We start from the raw sequence: 20254 nt of genomic DNA, 5'->3' as shown, positions 1-20254 counted from the left end.
TAAACAAGTGTAGAATATAAAATTAAGCCCTGAAAACTTGTCCGGTTTTCAGGGCTTTTGTATGGGGTTGGGGTTTCATGGGGTTACATATTCTTTAGAAGAAGGTAAGTCGTCTGAAAAACTGAAATACTGTTTTTCAGACGAGCTTGATGAAAAGAAAAACGGCATATCCGAAAAGATATGCCGTTTATGGGTGCAGGGACTGCTATATTTGGCAGTGGTTTGTGTTTTAGTCCTCTTGCGCCGCTGTTTGCAGGTAGTTCGGCAAACCGACTTTGCCGATTAGCTCCTGCTGGGTTTCGAGCCAGTCGATGTGTTCTTCGTTGATGTCTTTTTGTTTTTCCAACAAATCACGGCTGACGTAGTCTTGCTGTTGTTCCGCGATGGCGATGGCAGCGATGAGGGCATCGTGTTTTTCCTGTTCTTTCGTCAAATCGCAGGACAGGATTTCCTCAGTTGATTCGCCGATCAGCAGCTTGCCCAATTCTTGCAGGTTAGGCAGGCCTTCCAAGAACAAAATACGCTCGATTAAATCGTCTGCGGATTTCATTTCGCGGATGGACTGTTTGAAGAAATGTTCGCCCAATTCTTCAAAGCCCCAGTTTTTCAAAATGCGGGCATGCAGGAAGTATTGGTTGATGGTAACCAAGAGCAAGCCCAAGTTTTTGTTCAGCTCGCGGATAACTAAGCGATCGCCTTTCATTTTCAGCTCCTTATACGCTTAATTACAGTTGGCTTTGGTAGTAGTTGCCTTCGCCGACGAGCTCGATCAGACGCAGTTGTTGTTCCAGCCAGTGGGCGTGATCTTCTTCAGTGTCTTTCAACTGGGCAATCATCAAATCACGGGTAACGTAGTCTTGTGCTTCTTCGCACAGTTTGATGCCTTTTTTCAAAGCATCGCGTACTTCGTATTCGGTGTTCAAATCTGCTTTCAGGCAGGAAATCACGTCGGTACCGATGTTCAGTTCGGCACGGGTCATTTTAGGCGTACCGCCCAGCATCAGGATACGGCGGATGAAGTCTTCGGCGTGGGTGGTTTCTTCTTCCATCTCATGATTCAAACGTTCGAACAGTTTGTTGTAGCCCCATTCGGAGTACAGGCGTGAGTGGATGAAGTATTGATCGCGTGCAGCCAGCTCGCCGGACAACAGTTCGTTCATATAATCGATAACAGCTTGATTGCCTTGCATAATTCTTTCTCTTTCTTTGAAATTGTAAAGTGTCTGTAAAAAACATTGCGTGTTGTTTCTTGATGGCTGAATTGTATGCAAAAGCCTGACGCTTGACAAATTTTCTATTTAAAATACAAACAATTATCAAAAGAAACAGAAGCCTTAAAAGGTCATCTGAAAATTCAATATCTTGTTTTATATAGATATTTATTGTCATTGGTATTAAGAATCCATTTCAACATTCAAAAATATTTACACTCTTTAACCATAAATAAAAGCAAATAAATTACAAAACCCAATCAAATTTTATTATTAATTATTCTCAAATGCTTTTATAGTGGATTAACTTTAAATCAGGACAAGGCGACGAAGCCGCAGACAGTACAGATAGTACGGAACCGATTCACTTGGTGCTTCAGCACCTTAGAGAATCGTTCTCTTTGAGCTAAGGCGAGGTAACGCCATCCTGGTTTAAAGTTAATCCACTATATCGTCAAACTGTGCCGCAGTACGCATATAGTGAATGACGGTTGAACCAGGACAAACGCCGTACCGATTCAAATTTAATCTGCTCCCCCTCCGTTCGATAAGATGAACCGTGATATAATCGCGAGTTACTTTTTGATAAAAATCATTTGAAATACATATCACCATGAAACAAATTCGCAACATTGCCATCATCGCACACGTCGACCACGGCAAAACCACATTAGTTGACCAACTGCTGCGCCAATCCGGTACATTCCGCGCCAACCAGCAGGTTGACGAACGCGTGATGGACAGCAACGACCTTGAAAAAGAACGCGGCATTACCATCCTCGCCAAAAACACCGCCATCGATTACGAAGGCTACCACATCAACATCGTCGATACCCCGGGACACGCCGACTTCGGCGGCGAGGTGGAGCGCGTTTTGGGTATGGTGGACTGCGTCGTATTGTTGGTGGACGCGCAGGAAGGTCCGATGCCGCAAACCCGTTTCGTTACCAAAAAAGCCTTGGCTTTGGGACTGAAACCAATCGTCGTCATCAATAAAATCGACAAACCGTCCGCCCGTCCGAGCTGGGTCATCGACCAAACTTTCGAACTCTTCGACAACTTGGGCGCAACCGACGAGCAATTGGACTTCCCGATTGTCTACGCTTCCGGCCTGTCCGGTTTCGCCAAACTGGAAGAAACCGACGAGAGCAACGACATGCGTCCGCTGTTCGACACCATCTTAAAACACACACCCGCACCGAGCGGCAGCGCAGACGAAACGCTGCAACTGCAAATTTCCCAACTCGACTACGACAACTACACCGGCCGCCTCGGCATCGGCCGTATCCTGAACGGACGTATCAAACCCGGTCAAGTCGTTGCCGTGATGAACCACGATCAGCAAATCGCCCAAGGCCGTATCAACCAGCTTTTGGGTTTCAAAGGTTTGGAACGCGTGCCGCTTGAAGAAGCCGAAGCCGGCGACATCGTGATTATTTCCGGTATCGAAGACATCGGTATCGGCGTAACCATCACCGACAAAGACAACCCCAAAGGTTTGCCGATGTTGAGCGTGGACGAACCGACGCTGACCATGGACTTTATGGTAAACACCAGCCCGCTGGCGGGTACCGAAGGCAAATTCGTGACCAGCCGTCAAATCCGCGACCGCCTGCAAAAAGAATTGCTGACCAACGTCGCCCTGCGCGTGGAAGATACCGCCGATGCCGACGTGTTCCGCGTATCCGGACGCGGCGAACTGCACCTGACCATTTTGTTGGAAAACATGCGCCGCGAAGGCTTTGAACTGGCGGTCGGCAAGCCGCGCGTCGTTTACCGCGATATTGACGGTCAAAAATGCGAACCTTATGAAAACCTGACCGTGGACGTACCCGACGAAAACCAAGGCGCGGTAATGGAAGAACTCGGCCGCCGCCGCGGCGAACTGACCAATATGGAAAGCGACGGCAACGGCCGTACCCGCCTCGAATACCATATTCCCGCGCGCGGCTTAATCGGTTTCCAAGGCGAATTCATGACCCTGACGCGCGGTGTCGGCCTGATGAGCCATGTGTTTGACGACTACGCGCCCGTGAAACCCGATATGCCCGGCCGCCACAACGGCGTACTGATTTCCCAAGAGCAAGGCGAAGCCGTCGCTTATGCCTTATGGAATCTGGAAGACCGAGGCCGTATGTTCGTGTCGCCCAACGACAAAATCTACGAAGGCATGATTATCGGCATCCACAGCCGCGACAACGATTTGGTGGTCAACCCGCTCAAAGGTAAAAAACTCACCAACATCCGCGCCAGCGGCACTGACGAAGCCGTGCGCCTGACTACTCCAATCAAGCTGACGCTGGAAGGTGCGGTCGAGTTTATCGATGATGACGAGCTCGTTGAAATCACGCCGCAGTCCATCCGTCTGCGCAAGCGTTACCTGAGCGAACTGGAACGACGCCGTCACTTTAAAAAGCTGGATTGATTCCACTAGGCTGTTGATGAAATGAAAAAAGGTCGTCTGAAAATTTCAGACGACCTTTTTTACAGAAAATGATTAAGTTGTTAGAGCTTTTTAAAACAGTCATGCAAAAAAGCGAACAGTGTAAGCAATACTAAAATTACTTACGTCTTTTCCATTTATCAATGATGACCGCAACCGCCACCATGACTTTCGCGTAATGCTTCGGCAGCCTGCTCGTCGGCATGGTAGCTTGAGCGGACCATGGCGCCGATGGCGGCGTTGGTGAAGCCTAGTTCGTACGCTTCTTTTTCAAAGATTTTGAACTGGTCGGGCGTAACATAGCGTAAGACGGGCAGGTGTCCGTTTGAAGGCTGGAGGTACTGGCCGATGGTAATCATCTCGATATTGTGCGCCCGCATATCGCGCATGATTTCGCGCACGTCTTCGTCTGTCTCGCCCAAGCCGACCATGATGCCGGATTTGGTCGGGATGTGCGGCATCATTTCTTTGTAGCGGCGCAGCAGGTCGAGGGAGTGTTGATAGTTGGCACCCGGACGGGCTTTTTTGTACAGGCTCGGATGGGTTTCCAAATTGTGGTTCATCACGTCGGGCGGGGTTTCGGCAAGGATTTTCAGCGCGATGTCCAAGCGGCCGCGGAAGTCGGGAACGAGGATTTCGATTTTGGTGTTCGGACTGGTTTCGCGGATGGCTTTGATGCAGTCGGCGAAATGCTGTGCGCCGCCGTCGCGCAGGTCGTCGCGGTCAACGGAAGTGATGACGACGTAACGCAGGTTCATGGCTTTGACGGATTCTGCGAGGTTTTTCGGTTCGTCGGGGTCGAGCATATTCGGGCGGCCGTGTCCTACGTCGCAGAACGGACAGCGACGGGTACAAATGTCGCCCATAATCATGAAGGTCGCTGTGCCTTTGCTGAAGCATTCGCCGATGTTCGGGCAGGAGGCTTCTTCGCAAACGGTGTGCATTTTTTGTTCGCGCAAAATGTCTTTGATTTCAAAGAATTTACGTGACGGCAGCTTGGCGCGTATCCATTCGGGCTTTTTCAGTTTTTCCTGAAGGGGGACGACTTTGATGGGGATTCGGGCGGTTTTATCCGCGCCTTTGAGTTTGACGCCGCGTTTGGGATCGTCAACTTTGATTTCGCTCATTAATTGTTCGCTTTCGGTGTGAGTTGTGTCTCGAGGTGTGCGGTCAGTTTTTGTGCAACCTCGTCCAAGGTGGGACAGGGTTGGACAAAATCCGCGATTTGTGTCATTTCCATGCCGGCATAGCCGCAGGGGTTGATGTGGGTAAACGGGCTTAAGTCCATGTTTACGTTTAATGCCAGGCCGTGATAGACGGAACCGTCTTTGATGCGCAAGCCGAGTGAGGCGATTTTGCGCTCGCCGACATAAACGCCGGGGCGTTTCGGGTCTGCCGCCGCTTCGATTCCGTATTCCGCCAACGTGGCGATGATGCTGTTTTCAAGCGTGGAGACGATGTTGCGGACGCTGGTTTTGCGGCGTTTGAAGTTGATCATGGTGTAAATGACCAACTGGCCGGGACCGTGATAAGTGATTTGTCCGCCCCGGTCGATTTGGACGACGGGTATGTCGTCGCGGATCAGGAGGTGTTCCGGTTTGCCTGCCAGGCCTTGTGTGAAGACGGGCGGATGCTCGACCACCCATAATTCGTCTTCGGTATGTTCGTCGCGGGCTGCGTTGAACGCTTTCATGGCTTCGAAAGTCGGTTGGTACTCGACCATGCCTTTCTGCACGATTTTCATATCAGTACACCACTTTCACCATTTCGTGATCGGTCAGGGCGCGGTAGATTTTGTCCAGTTGCTCTTTGCTTTCGACGTTTACTTTGACGGTTGCGCCGGTATAGTTGCCCTTGCTGCTCTGGCGGGTGGTGATGTGGTGGGGTTCGGTATCGGGCGCGTGCTGGCGGACGGTTTCCAAGATATTTTTTTCAAATTCGGGATGCGCGTTGCCCATGACTTTGATGGGGAATTGGCAGGGGAATTCGATGAGTGAGGTTTGGTCGGTCATGGCTGACTCCTGATATGCTGTATGCCGAGAGGTCGTCTGAAAAGTTCCAGCCTTTCAGACGACCTCGAACGGCGTGTATTTTATCGCAAAAAGTTGCCGATAAAAATAGAAGCGTACATCGGCTTTTTCAAGTCTTGAAATACGCTTTTCCATCCCAATTTAGGCCACATTCCGAATTTATTACCAAGTAGAGAACAATATGCCGACAAAAGAAAAACATTTTGAGGAATACAGCGCACTGGCAACCTTGCCTTTACGCGATGTCGTCGTTTATCCGCACATGGTGTTGCCGCTGTTTGTGGGCCGCCCGAAATCCATTGCGGCATTGGAAGCGGCAATGGCGAATGACGATCCGGTATTTTTGCTGGCGCAAATCGACCCGAACACCGAAGATCCGACTGCGTCCGATTTGCACCGTACGGGTACGGTCGCGCAGGTTTTGCAGGTGTTGAAGCTGCCTGACGGCACGGTAAAAGTGTTGGTCGAAGGTATCCGGCGCGGCAGGGTGTTGACCATTGAAGAGAGCGGCGGGTTGTTCCTGTCACATGTTGAAGCTGTCAACGAGTATGCGGATGCGGACAATCCCGATATTGAAGCCATTCGTCGCACGCTGCTTACCCAGTTTGACCAATACGCCAAGTTAAATAAAAAAATCCCTGCCGAAATCATCAATACCATCAACGGTATCGATGATAACAGCCGTTTGGTGGACACGATTGCGGCGCATTTGCAGTTGAAACTGGAGCAGCGTCAGCAGATTTTGGAAACCTTCGGCATTATCGGCCGTATGGAGTTTCTGCTTGCCCAGTTGGAATCCGAACTGGACATCATGCAGGTCGAAAAACGCATCCGCGGCCGCGTCAAACGCCAGATGGAAAAATCCCAGCGCGAGTATTATCTGAACGAGCAAGTGAAAGCGATTCAGAAAGAATTGGGCGAAGAAGACGAACGCGGCGAATTGGATGCGTTGGAAGCAAAAATCAAAGAAGCGGGCATGACCAAAGAAGCCGAAGAGAAATGTCTGTCTGAACTGAAAAAACTCAAAATGATGCCGCCTATGTCTGCGGAATCCACCGTGGTACGCAACTACATCGATACTTTGCTTGAGCTGCCGTGGAAGAAAAAATCCCGTGTCAGCAAAGACATCGCCAAAGCCGATTTGGTGTTGAACGCCGACCACTATGGCTTGGAAAAAGTCAAAGAACGGATTTTGGAATACCTCGCCGTCCAAAAACGTATGGACAAACTCAAAGGTCCGATTCTGTGTTTGGTCGGTCCTCCGGGGGTGGGTAAAACCTCTTTGGGCGAATCCATTGCCAAAGCAACAGGCCGCCAATACGTCCGCATGGCTTTGGGCGGCGTGCGCGACGAAAGCGAAATCCGCGGCCACCGCCGTACCTATATCGGCTCTATGCCCGGCAAAATCCTGCAAAACATGGCTAAAGCAGGCGTGAAGAATCCGCTGTTCCTGCTCGACGAAATCGACAAATTGGGCAGCGACTTCCGAGGCGATCCCGCCAGCGCGTTGCTTGAGGTGCTCGATCCTGAGCAAAACAACAAGTTTGCCGATCATTATGCGGAAGTGGATTACGACTTGAGCGATGTGATGTTTATCGCCACATCTAATAGCTTGAACATCCCGACTCCGTTGCTCGACCGCATGGAAATCATCCGTTTGTCCGGCTATACCGAAGACGAGAAAATCAATATCGCCATGCAGTATCTCGTGCCGAAACAAATGAAACGCAACGGCGTGAAAGAAGGCGAATTGGTCGTCGAAGAAAGTGCGGTACGCGATATCATCCGTTATTACACCCGTGAAGCCGGTGTGCGTTCGCTCGATCGCGAGATTGCTAAAATCTGCCGCAAGGTGGTGATGCAGATTACCTTGAACGAAGATAAGAAGAGGTCGTCTGAAACCAAAAAAACCAGCAAAGCCAAGCCTAAGGCGGTTAAAGTCAATGAGAAAAACCTGCATGACTACTTGGGCGTGCGCCGCTTCGATTACGGCGTTGCCGAAAGTGAAAACCGTATCGGACAGGTTACCGGTTTGGCGTGGACGGAAGTCGGCGGCGAATTGCTGACTGTCGAAGCCGTGGCGTTGCCGGGCAAGGGCGTGATCCAGTGTACCGGCCAGTTGGGCGACGTGATGAAGGAATCTGTGTCCGCGGCATGGTCTGTTGTCCGTTCCCGTGCAGAATCAGTGGGTTTGGCTCCTGATTTTTACGAGAAAAAAGACATCCATGTTCACGTTCCCGAAGGTGCAACGCCGAAAGACGGCCCGAGCGCAGGTATCGCCATGACCTTGGCGATGGTATCTGCCTTTACCAAAATTCCGGTGCGCGCCGATGTGGCAATGACAGGCGAAATCACCCTGCGCGGCGAAGTTTTGCCAATCGGCGGTTTGAAGGAAAAACTGTTGGCTGCCTTGCGCGGCGGCATCAAACACGTCCTGATTCCGAAAGACAACGTCAAAGACTTGGAAGAAATCCCTGAAAACGTGAAAACCGGCCTGACCATCCATCCGGTCAAATGGATAGACGAAGTCCTCGCTTTGGGCTTGGAAAGCCAGCCGACACCTTGGGTTGCGCCTTTAAGTACCGAAGAGGCGCAGGTTGAAGCCTCCAAGCCTAAGTCAAGGGCGAAAGCGACCAAACACTGATTTTGTAAAAAATGTGTTGCAAAAGATGCGGGTTTGCCTTGAAAGCCTGTAAAATAGGGCAATTCCGCATTTTTTGCTTGACACGGTATTTTCAGAATTGCTATAAAGCGCAAAGGTACTCAAAAGTACGAAGCCCCGAGTATTCGGGCATTTCATTATTTTCAACGATAGGAAGGGACTGATTGTGAATAAGTCTGAATTGATCGAAGCAATTGCTCAAGAAGCCGGCATTTCTAAAGCTGCCGCCCAAAAAGCTCTGGATGCCACTACCAATGCTGTAACCAACGCTCTGAAAAAAGGCGACACCGTAACTCTGGTCGGTTTCGGTACTTTCTACGTTGGCGAACGCGCAGAACGTCAAGGCCGCAACCCTAAAACCGGCGAGCCTCTGACCATCGCTGCTGCTAAAACTCCTAAATTCCGTGCCGGTAAAGCATTGAAAGATGCCCTGTAATTTTCCCTTGTAAAAAACCGATTCCATATGGGGAATCGGTTTTTTATTTTATAGACTGCCTAAGAAGTTTTCAGTATTCGAATATGGCATCAGATAGGCTTTTGATTCTGTAATTTTGCAGTCTCTACCTTTTTGGCAAACCATAAGGCAGCCATTGTGCCAAGCATATCTGCTATTCCGTCTCCAAGTGAGCCTTCCCTTGTCGTTGTAAACGTTGCTTGAGCCCATTCGCTAAAGAAGGCAAACAATAAGGCGAATATCAATAGTTTTTTATAAGGCACGTGTTTTTGCTCGGCTAAAAAGATTTTGGCTATTAACCATGTTTGTGCAAAGAACGTAATGAAATGGGCAACCTTGTCGAAATTGGGAAAGGGAGGGGGCGCATTGCCGGACTCTTTGAAAAGTAATGCGTAAATACTTGCTGCAAACCAAGCTGCTGCTAACAAGGTAAACTTATTCAAAGGCAGTTTCATTGTGTTTCCTCATCCAGCCATTTTTGGCAGATGGCGGACAAACGGATAAATTTATCCCCCCGTTTGTCCAGTTCATCACGCCATAGTTTGACTTCTTCAATGGTCGGTGCTTCGTCCAAGCTGCATTCGTATAAGAAAAAGTCCAGTGTTTCTTCTACCGTTCCGACAGATTCTGTTTGAATTAATTCTAGAAGCTCATTCATTGTTTGCTCCCAAAGGTCGTCTGAAATTTATTTGCTGTGTAAAAAACGTACGGCTTCTTCCCATTCTCCGGCTAACAGCATGGGAACGGCTTTTAATGATTTATTGATGGCTTCATCAATTTGCTGCCTGTGTTCCGGGCTGGGTTTATTCAGGACATAGCCGACAACCAGATTTCGGTCTCCCGGATGATCGATACCCAAGCGCAGGCGGTAAAAATCAGGCGTTCCCAAGCGTGCCTGAATGTCTTTTAAGCCGTTATGACCGCCGTTTCCCCCACCCAATTTAAATTTTATCCTGCCGCACGGTATATCCAGTTCGTCATGGACGACCAGGATTTCTTCAGGCTTGATTTTGTAGAATTGCGCCAGCGCGGCTACTGCCTGACCGGAGCGGTTCATAAATGTTGAAGGTTTTAAAAGCCATAAGTCTGAGCCGGATATGCTGATGCGGGCTACTGAGCCGAAGAATTTTTTTTCTTCTTTTAAAGTAGCTTTATATTGCCATGCCAATTCGTCGATAAACCAGAATCCGGCATTGTGGCGCGTTTGTTCGTATTCCGAACCGGGATTTCCCAGTCCTACAATCATTTTGATTTTATTTGACATTGTGTTTCCTCAAAGAGAGGTCGTCTGAAAACAGCAAACGGTTTTCAGACGACCTTTTCAAGCATTTTATTTGGTTTTACCGACCCGTTTGCGTCTTGCTTCTTTCGGGTCAATCAGTAAAGGGCGGTATATCTCGATACGGTCTCGGTCGCGCAACAAAACGTCATCTTTGACTCTTTTCCCAAAAATACCCAAAGGGGCCGCATTCAAATCCAATTCAGGAAAATCTTTATCCAAGCCGCTTTGACGCACAGCCGTCCTTGCGGTTGCTCCTTGCTCAATACGGATTGAGCGCAATATCTGTTTTTCAGCCGTTCCGTAAACAATTTCGATTTCAAGCATAGCGTCTGTCTGCCTCTTTGACGAATGCATCGACCAGCGTACCGGAGAGGTGGTTGAATACGGGGGAAATGACGGTAGAAAGCAGCATATTGGAAAAATCATATTCCAAACGAAATTCGATTTTACACATATCACCGCCCAAATCGATAAACTTCCATGTACCGCGCAAGGTTTTGAAAGGGCCTTCCAGCAAGTCCATACGGATTTCCGAGCCGGGAATGTTGTGGTTGTGTGTCGCAAAAGATTGACGCACACCCATATAGTCCATGAACAGCCGCGCTTTGAGTTCCTTATCTTTGCGCTCTATGACTTCGGTTTTACTGTACCATGGGAGAAAGTTTGGATAGTCCTCAACTTTATCGACCAAGTCGAACATCTGTTTTGCGCTGTGCAGCACCAATACGTTTTTTTCAACCTTTTTCATGGTTAAAACGGCCTGAAAGAAAAATCGTATTATAAACGAGTTTACCGTCTTTTTCAGACGACACTTTACCGTATTATATATTTGAGAATAAAAGAATTATTATAATAGAATAAACAAGGGGGCAAAATTCTGATAAACTTGCGCGACTTGGCCGCCGGTTGGTTTGTATAGCATAAAACAAGAAAAATTAATTATCCGGCGCATTTTAGATAAATCGGATTATAAAAATGAATACCGCTGACACATTTTACAGGGAAGCAATTTCACATTTGGCTAGGACACCTCCTGATTTTGAAGCAGCCGTTCCTTTGTTGCGTCAGGCTGCGCAAGCCGGGCATGCGGAATCCGCATTTCAACTTGCAGGCTGTCTGTTGCAGGGCTTAGGGATTTCGGCGGATAGGCAGGCAGGTATCAGACTGATGCAGCAGGCGGCGGGAAGCGGGCATCCTTATGCTCGATACAATCTGCTCCAGATTCAAGAATCACAAGGCATGCCTTTCAATACATTGATGGCGGCTTACAAGGAGCTGGCTGAAGAAGGTATTATCCATGCCCAGCTTAAACTGATGCGGAGTTTGCATGACGGTGGGCGGCATGAAGAGGCGTTGCAATGGGCGTACATGGCTGCCGCTCAGCATCATCCGCAGGCATTATACTTTTTAGCGCAACACCATCAATATGCCTCGCCTCCCGATTTTGCTCAGGCACATTTGTTTTACCGACAAGCTGCGGAGCAAGATTTTCCTGCAGCACATTGGCAGCTTGGATTGCAATATAAATTGGGACAGGGAACCGAACCGAACAAGCAGCTTGCCGTCGTTCATCTGCGCCATGCAGCTGATAGCGGGATTGCTGCCGCACAAACCATGTTGGCGGATTTACTGCTGGAAACTGATCCGATAGAGGCCATACACCGTTTGAAGGCTGCGGCAAGAGGAGGCAGCAGCGACGCACAGGTAAGATTGGCAGAAATTTACCTATTGGGAAAATGGGTGGAACGCAATACCGGCAAGGCTCATGCGTATGCGGAAAAAGCGGCTGCACAGCAGCATTCCGAAGCCTTAAGGATTTTGGGCGATATTTACCGTTATGGTCTGGGTGTGCTTCCCGACCCTATGAAGGCACGGCGCTATTACCGTCAGGCAGCGGATAAAGGAAATATGCAGGCACATCAGAAACTACTTGCCGATATTGCCTTGGGCAATAAGTCTGAGGAATATGCTGAAGCAAAAGAAAAAGCTTTGAAGAAGCAGGAAGCAGAGCAACTTTATCAGCAGGCGTTTGCCGCGCATTATGGTTTGAACCGCCATCCCGATCATTCGGAAGCGTTGAGGCTGTATGAACGTTCGGCTTTATTGGGTCATGGGAAGGCGCAGACCAATTTGGGCATGATGTATTACAACGGACACGGTACGGCACAGAATTATGCCAAGGCGGCAGAATGGTTCGAAAAAGCGGCACTAAACCATGATGCAATGGCGCAATACAATCTTGCCTGCCTTTATTTTAACGGAACGGGCATAGCGCATGATGCAGATGAAGCGTGTAAATGGTTGGAAGCCGCTATCCGCAACGGACACGATCAGCCTGATGTATTGAAGCAGCTTTTGGCGCAATGGCGGCAGGCAGTGGCTTAAGCCGAATGTCGGCGTTTCAATAGATCATATATTAAACGTTGTCTGAAAACCGTCAGGCTTTCAGACAACGTTTGATTTATGTATATCCCAAGTAAATGAGTTTATGGCGGGTTTAACAAGTAGGACGTTGCCTTGCCAAGTTCAAAGAGAATAATTTTTACGATTTGAAATTATTGATTAGGTTGGCGATGTATTCTCACTACAAACGAGGATAAGGTAACTATTTTTCAAGATACATTTGATGAGAGGGCTGTGATGAGGTCGTCTGAAAACAGCCTTGAAGCTGAGTTTTCAGGCGACCTTTTGCGCCGGCCGGTTTATTTCTTCAAGAATGCCCGTTTCAAAATAATCAGCCAATCTTTTTTATCCAAAATAGGGCGTTGTGTAAACATATCGTATTTGCAGCCGTCCAGTTTCTGCAAAATCAGTTGTCCGCCGACAATAATCATCCGCAATTCAAATCCCAAACGGCCTTTCAGCGTTTTACCCAAGGGCGAACCGCCTTTGAGCATTTGGAACGCGCGGTTGCATTCATACGCCATCAGTCTTTGGAACGCAAAATCTGCTTTACCTTCGGCGATTTGCGCTTCGCTGACGTTAAATTTTTGCAAGTCGTCCTGCGGGATATAAACACGGCCTTTCTGCCAATCGACGGCAACGTCCTGCCAAAAGTTGATGAGTTGCAACGCGGTACAGATGCCATCGCTTTGGGCGATGCTGACTTCGTCGGTTTGTCCGTACAGGTGCAGCATAATGCGCCCGACCGGATTGGCGGAACGGCGGCAGTAATCGATCAGGTCGCCAAAATCCTGATAACGGGTTTTGACAACATCTTGACTGAATGCGGACAAAAGATCGTAAAACGGCTGCAGTGGCAGCTTGAAAGGCGCGATGGCTTCACGTTGCAAACGTTGCATTAGCGGGGTCAGCGGCGCTTCACCGCGCTGTATGCGGTCGAGTTCGGATTTGAGTTCGTCCAAAGCGCGCAAGCGTTCATCGGCCTCGGCATTGCCTTCATCGGCGAGGTCGTCCGCAGTGCGCGCAAAAGTGTAAACGGCATGGGTAGGCTTGCGCAGGCGGCGCGGCATGACAAGCGAGCCGACGGGGAAATTTTCGTAATGGTTGACGGACATGATGGATTCGGGATTCAGGTATTGCAGGTGATAGAATGTCGATTCGTTTTTTTGCGGGCAGATGCCCTGTAATGTGAAATTTGAAGTGCTTGACGGCTGATATTCTAGCCCGTAAGCATCGGTTTCAATACTTCCCAAGCTTGCGGCAGTTCTGTGAAGCCGTCGGATGCCATCAGGTGTCCGCCTTTGGCGATGTGGGTAACGGGGCTTTTGAGTTTTTCCGCCATACTCAAGGTCAATTCGGGCGGAACGTGGGTGTCGTTGTCGGAGACAATGCAGTGTTTAGGCATTTGGATTTTGCGCAGGATGTCGAATTCGGGCGCGGCCCCTTTTATGTAGGCATCAAGGACGGGCAGAGGGGGCAGTGGGTCAGCGAATCCTGCCGCCAGTACTAAGCCGCCGATTTTTTCGGGCTGCTGACGGCTGAGGAAGTGCAGAAGGGTGATGCAGCCTAGGCTGTGTCCGACTAAGAAGGTGCTTTCGTCGGGTTTGCCGATGTGTTGGTCGAGGGCGAACTGCCAAGAAGAAACGGTCGGCCGTTCGGGATTGGGCATCGCCAGCGAGTCGGCTTGGAAGCCTGCGGCGCGGACTTGTGCCGAGAGCCAGTCAAACCAGTTGCCGTGCGGATTGCCTTCAAAACCGTGTACGATAAAGACGCGTCGGGGCATGTCGATTACTCCTTTTCAGACGACCTACAATTTACTTATTATAACACTCATCGTTTATTTCAGTTTTATCGTTACCTTTGGTAAAAGTAATTTGAACTTTGGTTGCAATCTAAGCAAGTATGTCTGTAAAAAGCTTGAAGAAATCGGTATTTTTATTTTCAGACAACCTTGCGTACGGTAATTTCAGTTTGTTTTTAATTTGATTATGAACTTCTTAAATATTTTTCCGGTCACCCTAGGGGCGGTTGTCGGCGCGGTGTTGCGTTGGATACTTGGTCTACTGCTTCCCGTTGCGCCGCTTTTGGGCTGGGGGACGCTGGCTGCAAACTGGATAGGGGCTTTGCTTATCGGATTTTGTGCCGAATGGGTTGCAGATCCTCAATGGCGTTTGCTGTTGATTACCGGTTTCTTAGGCAGTCTGACCACATTGTCCTCTTTTTCCCTTGAGACGGTGGCTATGATGCAGGAGGGGCGGTGGGTGGCTGCTGCATTATCCGTATGCCTCCATGTCGGCGGTTCGTTTATATTGACGGCAGCGGGCATTTGGTTGGCCCATTGTTTGAAATGAGGCAAAACTATAGTGGATTAACTTTAAACCAGTACGGCGTTGCCTCGCCTTGCCGTACTATCTGTACTGTCTGCGGCTTCGTCGCCTTGTCCTGATTTAAATTTAATCCACTATATTTAGGGTTGTGCTAGCGTTGCTTTACTGCTTGCCGTAAAAAGTTCCTTGGATTCGGATTTCAAGTGCAACACCAGGGCACCGGTTGTTGGAACAGATTCAAGAATAAAACACTTGGCGTTTCGTAGCCAAGTGTTTTTCTCGGCCGGTGGTTCAACTCATCTTGAACCCTGCGTATCTCCCGATCGCTGATGTTTCGGAAATCGGTTTGTTTGGGGAAATATTGTTGGATGAGTCCGTTGGTGTTCTCATTCAGCCCTTTTTCCCACGAATGGTAAGGGCGGCAAAAATAGGTTTTCGCCTTCAATGCTTTGGCTATTTTGGTGTGTTGGTAGAACTCTTTGCCGTTATCCATGGTGATGGTGTGGACTCTGGCTTTATATGCCCTTAATACCCTAATGGCCGCCCGGGCAGTGTCTTCGGCTTTTAAGTTCTTTAATTTGCAGATGATGGTGTAGCGGGTAGTGCGTTCGACCAAGGTCAATAACGCGCTTTTCTGATTTTTGCCGACGATGGTGTCGGCCTCCCAATCGCCGATGCGGGTTTTCCGGTCGACGATAGCAGGTCGGTTTTCTATGCCGACGCGGTCGGGCACTTTGCCTCTGGTCCATGTGCTGCCGTAGCGTTTGCGGTAGGGTTTGCTGCATATTCTGAGGTGTTGCCACAAAGTGCCGCTGTTGCTTTTGTCTTGGCGAAGGTAGCGGTAAACGGTGCTGTGATGGAGTGTGATCCCGTGGTGTTTGCGTAAGTAAGCGCATACTTGTTCGGGACTGAGTTTGCGGCGGATAAGGGTGTCGATGTGTTGAACCAGCCGCGAATCGAGCTTATAGGGTTTTCGCCGGTGCTGTTTGGTCAGCCGGCTTTGCTTCTGTGCTTTTTCGGCGCTGTATTGCTGTCCTTGGATGCAGTGCCGCTTGATTTCTCGGCTGATGGTGCTTTTGTGGCGGTTAAGTTGTTTGGCGATTTCGGCGACGGTGCAGTAGCGGGACAGGTATTGGATATGGTATCGTTCATCTTGGGTCAGTTGTGTGTAGCTCATGGCAATCTTTCTTGCAGGAAAGGCCGTATGCTACCGCATACTGGCCTTTTTCTGTTATGGAAAGTTGCACTTCAAATGCGAATCCGCCGTCGTCTGAAATCTTGGATTTAAGTTTTCAGACGACCTTTTTTGCGCTTAATACTGTTTCCGCCTCGTCTGAAAAAACGCCTGTAAAACGGCTTTGCATTCGCCTTCCAAAATGCCGCCTTTGATTGCCGTGTGTTTGTTCAGCAGCGGGTTGGCAAACAGATTGACAACGCTGCCCGCCGCGCCGGTTTTGGGTTCTGCTGCGCCGTAGATGACACGGCGGACGCGGGCTTGGATGATGGCGGAGGCACACATGGCGCAGGGTTCGAGCGTGATGTAGAGGTCGCAGCCGTCGAGGCGGTAGTTTTGGAGGGCGGCACCTGCGGCGGCAAGGGCGCGGATTTCGGCGTGGCGGCTGATGTCGTGGTCGCTGACGCAGGTGTTGTGGGCGGCGGCGATAATTCGGTTGTTGGAAACGACGACCGCGCCGACGGGGATTTCGCCGATGCGGGCGGATTGTTCTGCCTGCATCAAGGCAGCGCGCATGAAGGTTTCCATTTCAGACGACGTGGGGAAAACGGCGACGGGCGGATGGTTTTTAAGGGCTTGTTCCAAAGCGGTTTTCTGCGTTTGCGGCAGCTCTTGCGGTTTGATGCCGAGCAGCAGGGCTTCGAGTTGCCAAAGCGTGCTGCGGGTGACGGTCAGTCCGGCAGCTTTGAGCAGCAGAAAGGCTTGGACGGAACCGATGTCACGCAGCTCCTCTACGCTGCGGATGCCGAGGGCTTGCAGGGCGGCTAAGGTTTGCGGGGCGACGGGCGGCGTGGTCAACAGGGTCGGCATAGCGTTTTAAATTTGGAAATGGCGGCGCACGAGTGCTAAGGTCGTCTGAACGTGGTTGCCGTCAGTGTAGGGGTCGATGCTGTGCGCCAATGGGATTTTGCGCAGCCAAGTGAGTTGGCGCTTGGCAAGCTGGCGGGTGGCGGCAATACCTTTTTCGACAAAGGTGTCGTAATCGGTCAAGCCTTCGAGGTAATCCCATGCCTGCCGGTAGCCGACGCAGCGCATGGCGGGCATATCGGCGGTCAGCTCGGGATATTTTTGGCGCAGGGCGCGCATTTCGTCGATGAAGCCTTGTTCCAGCATTTGCGTGAAACGGCAGGCGATATTTTCATGCAGCAAGGCGCGGTTTTCAGGAATCAGGGCGGTGGTGCAGAGGTCGAGCGGCGGGGTGTAGTCGGCTTTTTCGGCAAAATGCGCGCTCAAGGGCTTGCCGGTCAGGCGGTACACTTCCAAAGCACGTTCGATACGTTGGCTGTCGTTCGGTTTCAGACGACCTGCAGTTTCAGGGTCTATGGTTTGCAGGTTTTGATACAGATGCGCCAAGCCGTATCGTTGTTTTTCTTCCTGCAACCGGGCACGAATGGCGGCATCGGCTTCGGGCAGGTCGTTCAAGCCTTCGGTTAGCGCGTGGAAATACATCATCGTGCCACCGACTATCAAAGGCAGCCTGCCGCGCGCGCGGATTTCCTCCGCCAGCTGCACGCAATCGCCGACAAACTCCGCCGCGCTGTAAGACTCCGTCGGCGGGATGATGTCGATAAGGTGGTGCGGTACGGCATCAAGCTCGGCAGCCGTCGGCTTTGCCGTGCCGATGTCCATATCGCGGTACACCAGCGCGGAATCGAGGCTGATGATTTCGACCGGCAGGGCTTCGGCGATTTTCAAGGCAAGGGCGGTTTTCCCGCCGGCAGTCGGGCCGAGGATGGCAAAGGCTTTTGGGGTGTTCATATCAAAAGGGGCGTGGGGAAACGGACGGATTATAGCAAAAGGTCGTCTGAAAACGGTTCGGCGTTGGATTGAGGAACGATATTTTCAGACGACCTTATATATTGCCACCCGAAAGGGACGGCTTTTTGTTTAAGGGGTTGAAACACTTATGCTCCGATAGCCCGTCTGAAAACAGGACAATGCCAACATGGACAAGCAACTGGACACAAGCAGCGGCGACTACACAGGTCGCACGACCGACAACCTGCAAAACGCAGTTTATATCCGCCTGCTGACGCCTTTGGGGAGTTGGTGGGCGGAAGACAGTCGGCTCGCTGCTGCACCTGTTGCAGCGTGAGAAAGACTTGGAGCGCGTCCGCCTGTTGGCGGAGCAGTATGCGTCAGAAGCCTTACAGCCAATCGTCAACAGCGGCAGGGTTGACAGTATAGACGTCAGGGCTGAGCAACCAGAAAGCGGCGGTCTGATACTGCGTATCCGCGTCCAAACCTCCGCAGGAACGTTTGATTACACAGCCAGCCATAAAGTCCCCCTGATTTAAAACCGATTTAAAAGGCAATTGACCCGTGTTTAAAACCCCGACATTCGAGGAAATCCGCGAAGCGATACTGCGCGATACGAAGAGTATTTGGCCGTCGGCAGACGTCAGCGAGGACAGCGACCATTTCGTCCACGCCAGCCGTTTGGCTAGCTGCACGTCGGGGCAGTACGCACACCAGCACTGGATTGCGCGCCAGATTTTCCCGGATACGGCGGACAGCGATTATTTGGAGCGGCACGCCGCCATGCGCGGTATTTACCGACGAAATCCGACTACCACCACGGGTGAAGCGGTGTTGACAGGCATTGCGGGCAGCCGCATTGCTGCTGGAATGCAAATCAGAGCAGGCAATCGGATGTATCAGGTACGTTTCGCAGGCGAAATCGGCGCAAGTGGCATAGGCAGGGTCAGAATCACAGCATTGGAAGCAGGTGCGGCGGCGAACACCCGCGAAAAGGCTGCCGAGATGATGGCGGCTCCGGTTAGCGTGTCATCTGACTGCACCGTATCGGCTCAGGGCGGTACGGACGGCGAAACCGACGCCTCGCTCTTGGCGCGGCTGTTGGAAATTCTGCGCCGTCCGCCTGCAGGAGGCAACAAGTACGACTACCAAAATTGGGCATTGAGCGTTGACGGCGTTACGGCGGCTTATGTGCACCCGTTGCGCCGAGGCTTAGGGACTGTGGATGTGGTCATCACATCCGAAAACGGACTCCCTTCAGACGAGACGGTTAAAAAAGTACAGGACTACGTTGAGGACGCGCTGCCTGCGGATTTGAAAAACAAGGTGCGCACGCGCTGGTACGAAACCAATAAGCGGCCGGAAGAAGCCCTGAAAAAATTGTGCAGTTGATCCAGGCGTTTTTGGACAAGCTGCCGTCAAACGTATACATAAGCTCCCGCGGTGGCGTGTTCCCGACGACCAAAAATAAAGGCTATGCGCCGGATTTTTATGGAGAGGACAACCGTACGGTCAGCCGTGGCGTTAAGCTTAATGGTCAGCCTCATCCCATCACGATGACCCTGCATGGTGGTCAATCGTGTTTGTCGCTTCGACGATTTATGTTTAATACTATCGACTTCAGTAAGGCGTGGTTTATCGTCGAGGAGATGGGGCAAGACGTATTCCACTTGTGCGACGGGTCTGATGGTAACCGCATTATTCATGGCGGTAATATCCGCACCCGAGCATATCTCAAATATGGTTACGTTCGCGGGGCTGATTTAGATAAGATGCTGTTCCGCCCCATTGATGGGTGGACGAAGGAGCGTCCTCACATTGGTACCGGATTGGCCGAAAAAGGTACGGCGGAGGCCGGTCTGAACAGCACGACCTATCCGATAGTCGATAATGATTGCTATCTTAACAACAGCCTGATTACCGAACATATTACCCAGTTCCCCGGCTTTAATAAGGACAAAATTTTCGACCTGATTCGCTCCAAGTCGGGCGAACGGTATCTCAGCGCGGGCGGCCACTTCGATGCAAACGGAGAGTCAGCTAACCCACCGGCAAATAGCGATGGAGCCGTGCAAAGCCAGCCAGCCGCTAATCGATTTGCCAACCTCAAGCGCAGTATCAGCTTTTTTGGCGACTCGACAAATGCGCGCATTGGAGACCACGCAATAAAAGTAGCAAAAGACGATAACATCCCAGTTATCAACAATGCCCAAGGCGGCAGCTTGGCATCCTATGCGCTTATGTCGATGGATGGGTCTCCTGTTGATGTTAAATTTAATGTCGATACCATTCCAGCAAAAGGCCAGAATGTGTTTGTAGAGGGAGAATTGGTTTACGGCGAAAATGTGAATCCATTCATTTTGCATTAAAATTTTGTCATTATTGGGCGGAATTGAAGTCTCTATCGTAGGGCAGTCTGCAAATGTCAAAATCTACCTGCGCTACAACCA

At 50.5% G+C, this 20254-nt stretch carries 23 protein-coding genes and 2 pseudogenes; 8 read left to right on the top strand and 17 right to left on the bottom strand.

The features are described 5' to 3' along the window. Positions 1-229: 229 nt before the first annotated feature. The 3 genes and pseudogenes from bfr (NM96_05400) to NM96_05390 form a co-directional block, all read right to left on the bottom strand. Positions 230-703: a bacterioferritin gene (bfr, locus tag NM96_05400; protein AVR78844.1), complete on the bottom strand. Its 474-nt coding sequence runs from the start codon at positions 701-703 to the stop codon at positions 230-232. 22 nt (positions 704-725) lie between these two features. Then, entirely contained in the window at positions 726-1190 is a 465-nt protein-coding gene (gene bfr, locus NM96_05395; protein AVR78843.1) for a bacterioferritin, read from the bottom strand. Between the two features lie 333 nt (positions 1191-1523). Then, a pseudogene (locus NM96_05390) lies at positions 1524-1637 on the bottom strand (IS5/IS1182 family transposase). A gap of 187 nt (positions 1638-1824) precedes the next feature. Here NM96_05390 and typA point away from each other — a divergent pair. Beyond that, the gene (gene typA / locus NM96_05385) at positions 1825-3636 is read left to right on the top strand and encodes a translational GTPase TypA (GenBank protein AVR78842.1); all 1812 of its coding nucleotides are present in this window, start codon (positions 1825-1827) and stop codon (positions 3634-3636) included. A gap of 158 nt (positions 3637-3794) precedes the next feature. Here typA and lipA read toward each other — a convergent pair whose 3' ends face one another. The 3 genes from lipA to NM96_05370 are packed head-to-tail and all read right to left on the bottom strand — an operon-like array spanning position 3795 to position 5666. Then, positions 3795-4781 (bottom strand): lipoyl synthase, encoded by a 987-nt coding sequence (gene lipA, locus NM96_05380; protein AVR78841.1) that lies wholly within the window; start codon positions 4779-4781, stop codon positions 3795-3797. Beyond that, complete coding sequence (locus NM96_05375; GenBank protein AVR78840.1) at positions 4781-5398, bottom strand: lipoyl(octanoyl) transferase LipB; 618 nt, start codon at positions 5396-5398, stop codon at positions 4781-4783. The genes lipA and NM96_05375 overlap by 1 nt, the downstream gene beginning before the upstream one ends. 1 nt (position 5399) lies before the next feature. Continuing rightward, complete coding sequence (locus tag NM96_05370) at positions 5400-5666, bottom strand: DUF493 domain-containing protein (protein ID AVR78839.1); 267 nt, start codon at positions 5664-5666, stop codon at positions 5400-5402. 199 nt (positions 5667-5865) lie between these two features. Between NM96_05370 and NM96_05365 the strand changes: the two genes are divergently transcribed. Next, positions 5866-8328 carry an endopeptidase La gene (locus NM96_05365; GenBank protein AVR78838.1) on the top strand — a complete coding sequence of 821 codons (2463 nt, stop codon included), beginning with the start codon at positions 5866-5868 and terminating at the stop codon, positions 8326-8328. Here the strand turns inward: NM96_05365 and NM96_05360 are convergent. After that, the gene (locus tag NM96_05360; GenBank protein AVR78837.1) at positions 8302-8484 is read right to left on the bottom strand and encodes a hypothetical protein; all 183 of its coding nucleotides are present in this window, start codon (positions 8482-8484) and stop codon (positions 8302-8304) included. The two genes, NM96_05365 and NM96_05360, sit on opposite strands and share 27 nt — an antisense overlap. 28 nt (positions 8485-8512) lie before the next feature. Between NM96_05360 and NM96_05355 the strand changes: the two genes are divergently transcribed. Further along, positions 8513-8782, top strand: coding sequence for an HU family DNA-binding protein (locus tag NM96_05355; protein ID AVR78836.1), 270 nt, complete (start codon positions 8513-8515; stop codon positions 8780-8782). An 89-nt stretch (positions 8783-8871) separates the two neighbouring features. Here NM96_05355 and NM96_05350 read toward each other — a convergent pair whose 3' ends face one another. The 5 genes from NM96_05350 to NM96_05330 all read right to left on the bottom strand — a co-directional run bounded on the left by NM96_05350 (position 8872) and on the right by NM96_05330 (position 10830). Further along, complete coding sequence (locus NM96_05350) at positions 8872-9255, bottom strand: hypothetical protein (protein AVR78835.1); 384 nt, start codon at positions 9253-9255, stop codon at positions 8872-8874. Continuing rightward, positions 9252-9458 (bottom strand): dioxygenase, encoded by a 207-nt coding sequence (locus tag NM96_05345; protein ID AVR78834.1) that lies wholly within the window; start codon positions 9456-9458, stop codon positions 9252-9254. Before NM96_05345 ends, NM96_05350 begins: the two co-directional genes overlap by 4 nt. Before the next feature lie 27 nt (positions 9459-9485). Beyond that, complete coding sequence (locus NM96_05340; protein ID AVR78833.1) at positions 9486-10064, bottom strand: aminoacyl-tRNA hydrolase; 579 nt, start codon at positions 10062-10064, stop codon at positions 9486-9488. A 66-nt stretch (positions 10065-10130) separates the two neighbouring features. Beyond that, positions 10131-10406 (bottom strand): RnfH family protein, encoded by a 276-nt coding sequence (locus NM96_05335; GenBank protein AVR78832.1) that lies wholly within the window; start codon positions 10404-10406, stop codon positions 10131-10133. Continuing rightward, positions 10399-10830 (bottom strand): type II toxin-antitoxin system RatA family toxin, encoded by a 432-nt coding sequence (locus NM96_05330; protein AVR78831.1) that lies wholly within the window; start codon positions 10828-10830, stop codon positions 10399-10401. Before NM96_05330 ends, NM96_05335 begins: the two co-directional genes overlap by 8 nt. A 227-nt stretch (positions 10831-11057) precedes the next feature. Between NM96_05330 and NM96_05325 the strand changes: the two genes are divergently transcribed. Further along, positions 11058-12467: a sel1 repeat family protein gene (locus NM96_05325; protein ID AVR78830.1), complete on the top strand. Its 1410-nt coding sequence runs from the start codon at positions 11058-11060 to the stop codon at positions 12465-12467. A gap of 317 nt (positions 12468-12784) precedes the next feature. Here the strand turns inward: NM96_05325 and hpnC are convergent, their stop codons facing one another. Further along, positions 12785-13600, bottom strand: coding sequence for a squalene synthase HpnC (gene hpnC / locus NM96_05320; GenBank protein AVR78829.1), 816 nt, complete (start codon positions 13598-13600; stop codon positions 12785-12787). 104 nt (positions 13601-13704) lie between these two features. Continuing rightward, positions 13705-14268, bottom strand: coding sequence for a serine hydrolase family protein (locus tag NM96_05315; GenBank protein ID AVR78828.1), 564 nt, complete (start codon positions 14266-14268; stop codon positions 13705-13707). Between the two features lie 205 nt (positions 14269-14473). Here NM96_05315 and crcB point away from each other — a divergent pair, with 205 nt between their 5' ends. Next, the gene (crcB, locus tag NM96_05310; GenBank protein ID AVR78827.1) at positions 14474-14836 is read left to right on the top strand and encodes a fluoride efflux transporter CrcB; all 363 of its coding nucleotides are present in this window, start codon (positions 14474-14476) and stop codon (positions 14834-14836) included. A 175-nt stretch (positions 14837-15011) separates the two neighbouring features. Here crcB and NM96_05305 read toward each other — a convergent pair whose 3' ends face one another. The 3 genes from NM96_05305 to NM96_05295 all read right to left on the bottom strand — a co-directional run bounded on the left by NM96_05305 (position 15012) and on the right by NM96_05295 (position 17804). After that, positions 15012-15989 carry an IS30 family transposase gene (locus tag NM96_05305; protein ID AVR78826.1) on the bottom strand — a complete coding sequence of 326 codons (978 nt, stop codon included), beginning with the start codon at positions 15987-15989 and terminating at the stop codon, positions 15012-15014. Between the two features lie 135 nt (positions 15990-16124). Beyond that, a complete protein-coding gene (locus NM96_05300) occupies positions 16125-16856 on the bottom strand; it encodes a cytidine deaminase (protein AVR78825.1) in 732 nt (243 codons plus the stop codon). A gap of 6 nt (positions 16857-16862) precedes the next feature. Beyond that, positions 16863-17804 (bottom strand): tRNA (adenosine(37)-N6)-dimethylallyltransferase MiaA, encoded by a 942-nt coding sequence (locus NM96_05295; protein AVR78824.1) that lies wholly within the window; start codon positions 17802-17804, stop codon positions 16863-16865. A gap of 187 nt (positions 17805-17991) precedes the next feature. On the opposite strand from NM96_05295, the pseudogene NM96_05290 reads away from it, so the two are divergent. The 3 genes and pseudogenes from NM96_05290 (at position 17992) to NM96_05280 (ending at position 20173) form a co-directional block, all read left to right on the top strand. After that, positions 17992-18343, top strand: a pseudogene (locus NM96_05290) (hypothetical protein). Between the two features lie 25 nt (positions 18344-18368). Beyond that, positions 18369-19196, top strand: a complete 828-nt coding sequence (locus NM96_05285; protein AVR78823.1) for a phage baseplate protein — start codon at positions 18369-18371, stop codon at positions 19194-19196. Continuing rightward, on the top strand, positions 19193-20173 hold the full coding sequence (locus tag NM96_05280) for a hypothetical protein (protein AVR78822.1): 981 nt from the start codon (positions 19193-19195) through the stop codon (positions 20171-20173). The genes NM96_05285 and NM96_05280 overlap by 4 nt, the downstream gene beginning before the upstream one ends. Positions 20174-20254: the final 81 nt, after the last annotated feature.

It is taken from the genome of Neisseria mucosa (assembly GCA_003028315.1).
Classification (GTDB): domain Bacteria; phylum Pseudomonadota; class Gammaproteobacteria; order Burkholderiales; family Neisseriaceae; genus Neisseria; species Neisseria mucosa.
The sequence above is the reverse complement of the archived record's forward strand: the minus strand, read 5'-3'. Positions and strand labels throughout refer to the sequence as shown.

Excerpts from the sequence above, each read along its gene's own strand:
- bfr (AVR78844.1), bottom strand. The coding sequence starts at position 703 with ATGAAAGGCGATCGCTTAGTTATCCGCGAGCTGAACAAAAACTTGGGC.
- bfr (AVR78843.1), bottom strand. The coding sequence starts at position 1,190 with ATGCAAGGCAATCAAGCTGTTATCGATTATATGAACGAACTGTTGTCC.
- typA (AVR78842.1), top strand. The coding sequence starts at position 1,825 with ATGAAACAAATTCGCAACATTGCCATCATCGCACACGTCGACCACGGC.
- lipA (AVR78841.1), bottom strand. The coding sequence starts at position 4,781 with ATGAGCGAAATCAAAGTTGACGATCCCAAACGCGGCGTCAAACTCAAA.
- NM96_05375 (AVR78840.1), bottom strand. The coding sequence starts at position 5,398 with ATGAAAATCGTGCAGAAAGGCATGGTCGAGTACCAACCGACTTTCGAA.
- NM96_05370 (AVR78839.1), bottom strand. The coding sequence starts at position 5,666 with ATGACCGACCAAACCTCACTCATCGAATTCCCCTGCCAATTCCCCATC.
- NM96_05365 (AVR78838.1), top strand. The coding sequence starts at position 5,866 with ATGCCGACAAAAGAAAAACATTTTGAGGAATACAGCGCACTGGCAACC.
- NM96_05360 (AVR78837.1), bottom strand. The coding sequence starts at position 8,484 with ATGAAATGCCCGAATACTCGGGGCTTCGTACTTTTGAGTACCTTTGCG.
- NM96_05350 (AVR78835.1), bottom strand. The coding sequence starts at position 9,255 with ATGAAACTGCCTTTGAATAAGTTTACCTTGTTAGCAGCAGCTTGGTTT.
- NM96_05345 (AVR78834.1), bottom strand. The coding sequence starts at position 9,458 with ATGAATGAGCTTCTAGAATTAATTCAAACAGAATCTGTCGGAACGGTA.
- NM96_05340 (AVR78833.1), bottom strand. The coding sequence starts at position 10,064 with ATGTCAAATAAAATCAAAATGATTGTAGGACTGGGAAATCCCGGTTCG.
- NM96_05335 (AVR78832.1), bottom strand. The coding sequence starts at position 10,406 with ATGCTTGAAATCGAAATTGTTTACGGAACGGCTGAAAAACAGATATTG.
- NM96_05330 (AVR78831.1), bottom strand. The coding sequence starts at position 10,830 with ATGAAAAAGGTTGAAAAAAACGTATTGGTGCTGCACAGCGCAAAACAG.
- NM96_05325 (AVR78830.1), top strand. The coding sequence starts at position 11,058 with ATGAATACCGCTGACACATTTTACAGGGAAGCAATTTCACATTTGGCT.
- hpnC (AVR78829.1), bottom strand. The coding sequence starts at position 13,600 with ATGTCCGTCAACCATTACGAAAATTTCCCCGTCGGCTCGCTTGTCATG.
- NM96_05315 (AVR78828.1), bottom strand. The coding sequence starts at position 14,268 with ATGCCCCGACGCGTCTTTATCGTACACGGTTTTGAAGGCAATCCGCAC.
- crcB (AVR78827.1), top strand. The coding sequence starts at position 14,474 with ATGAACTTCTTAAATATTTTTCCGGTCACCCTAGGGGCGGTTGTCGGC.
- NM96_05305 (AVR78826.1), bottom strand. The coding sequence starts at position 15,989 with ATGAGCTACACACAACTGACCCAAGATGAACGATACCATATCCAATAC.
- NM96_05300 (AVR78825.1), bottom strand. The coding sequence starts at position 16,856 with ATGCCGACCCTGTTGACCACGCCGCCCGTCGCCCCGCAAACCTTAGCC.
- NM96_05295 (AVR78824.1), bottom strand. The coding sequence starts at position 17,804 with ATGAACACCCCAAAAGCCTTTGCCATCCTCGGCCCGACTGCCGGCGGG.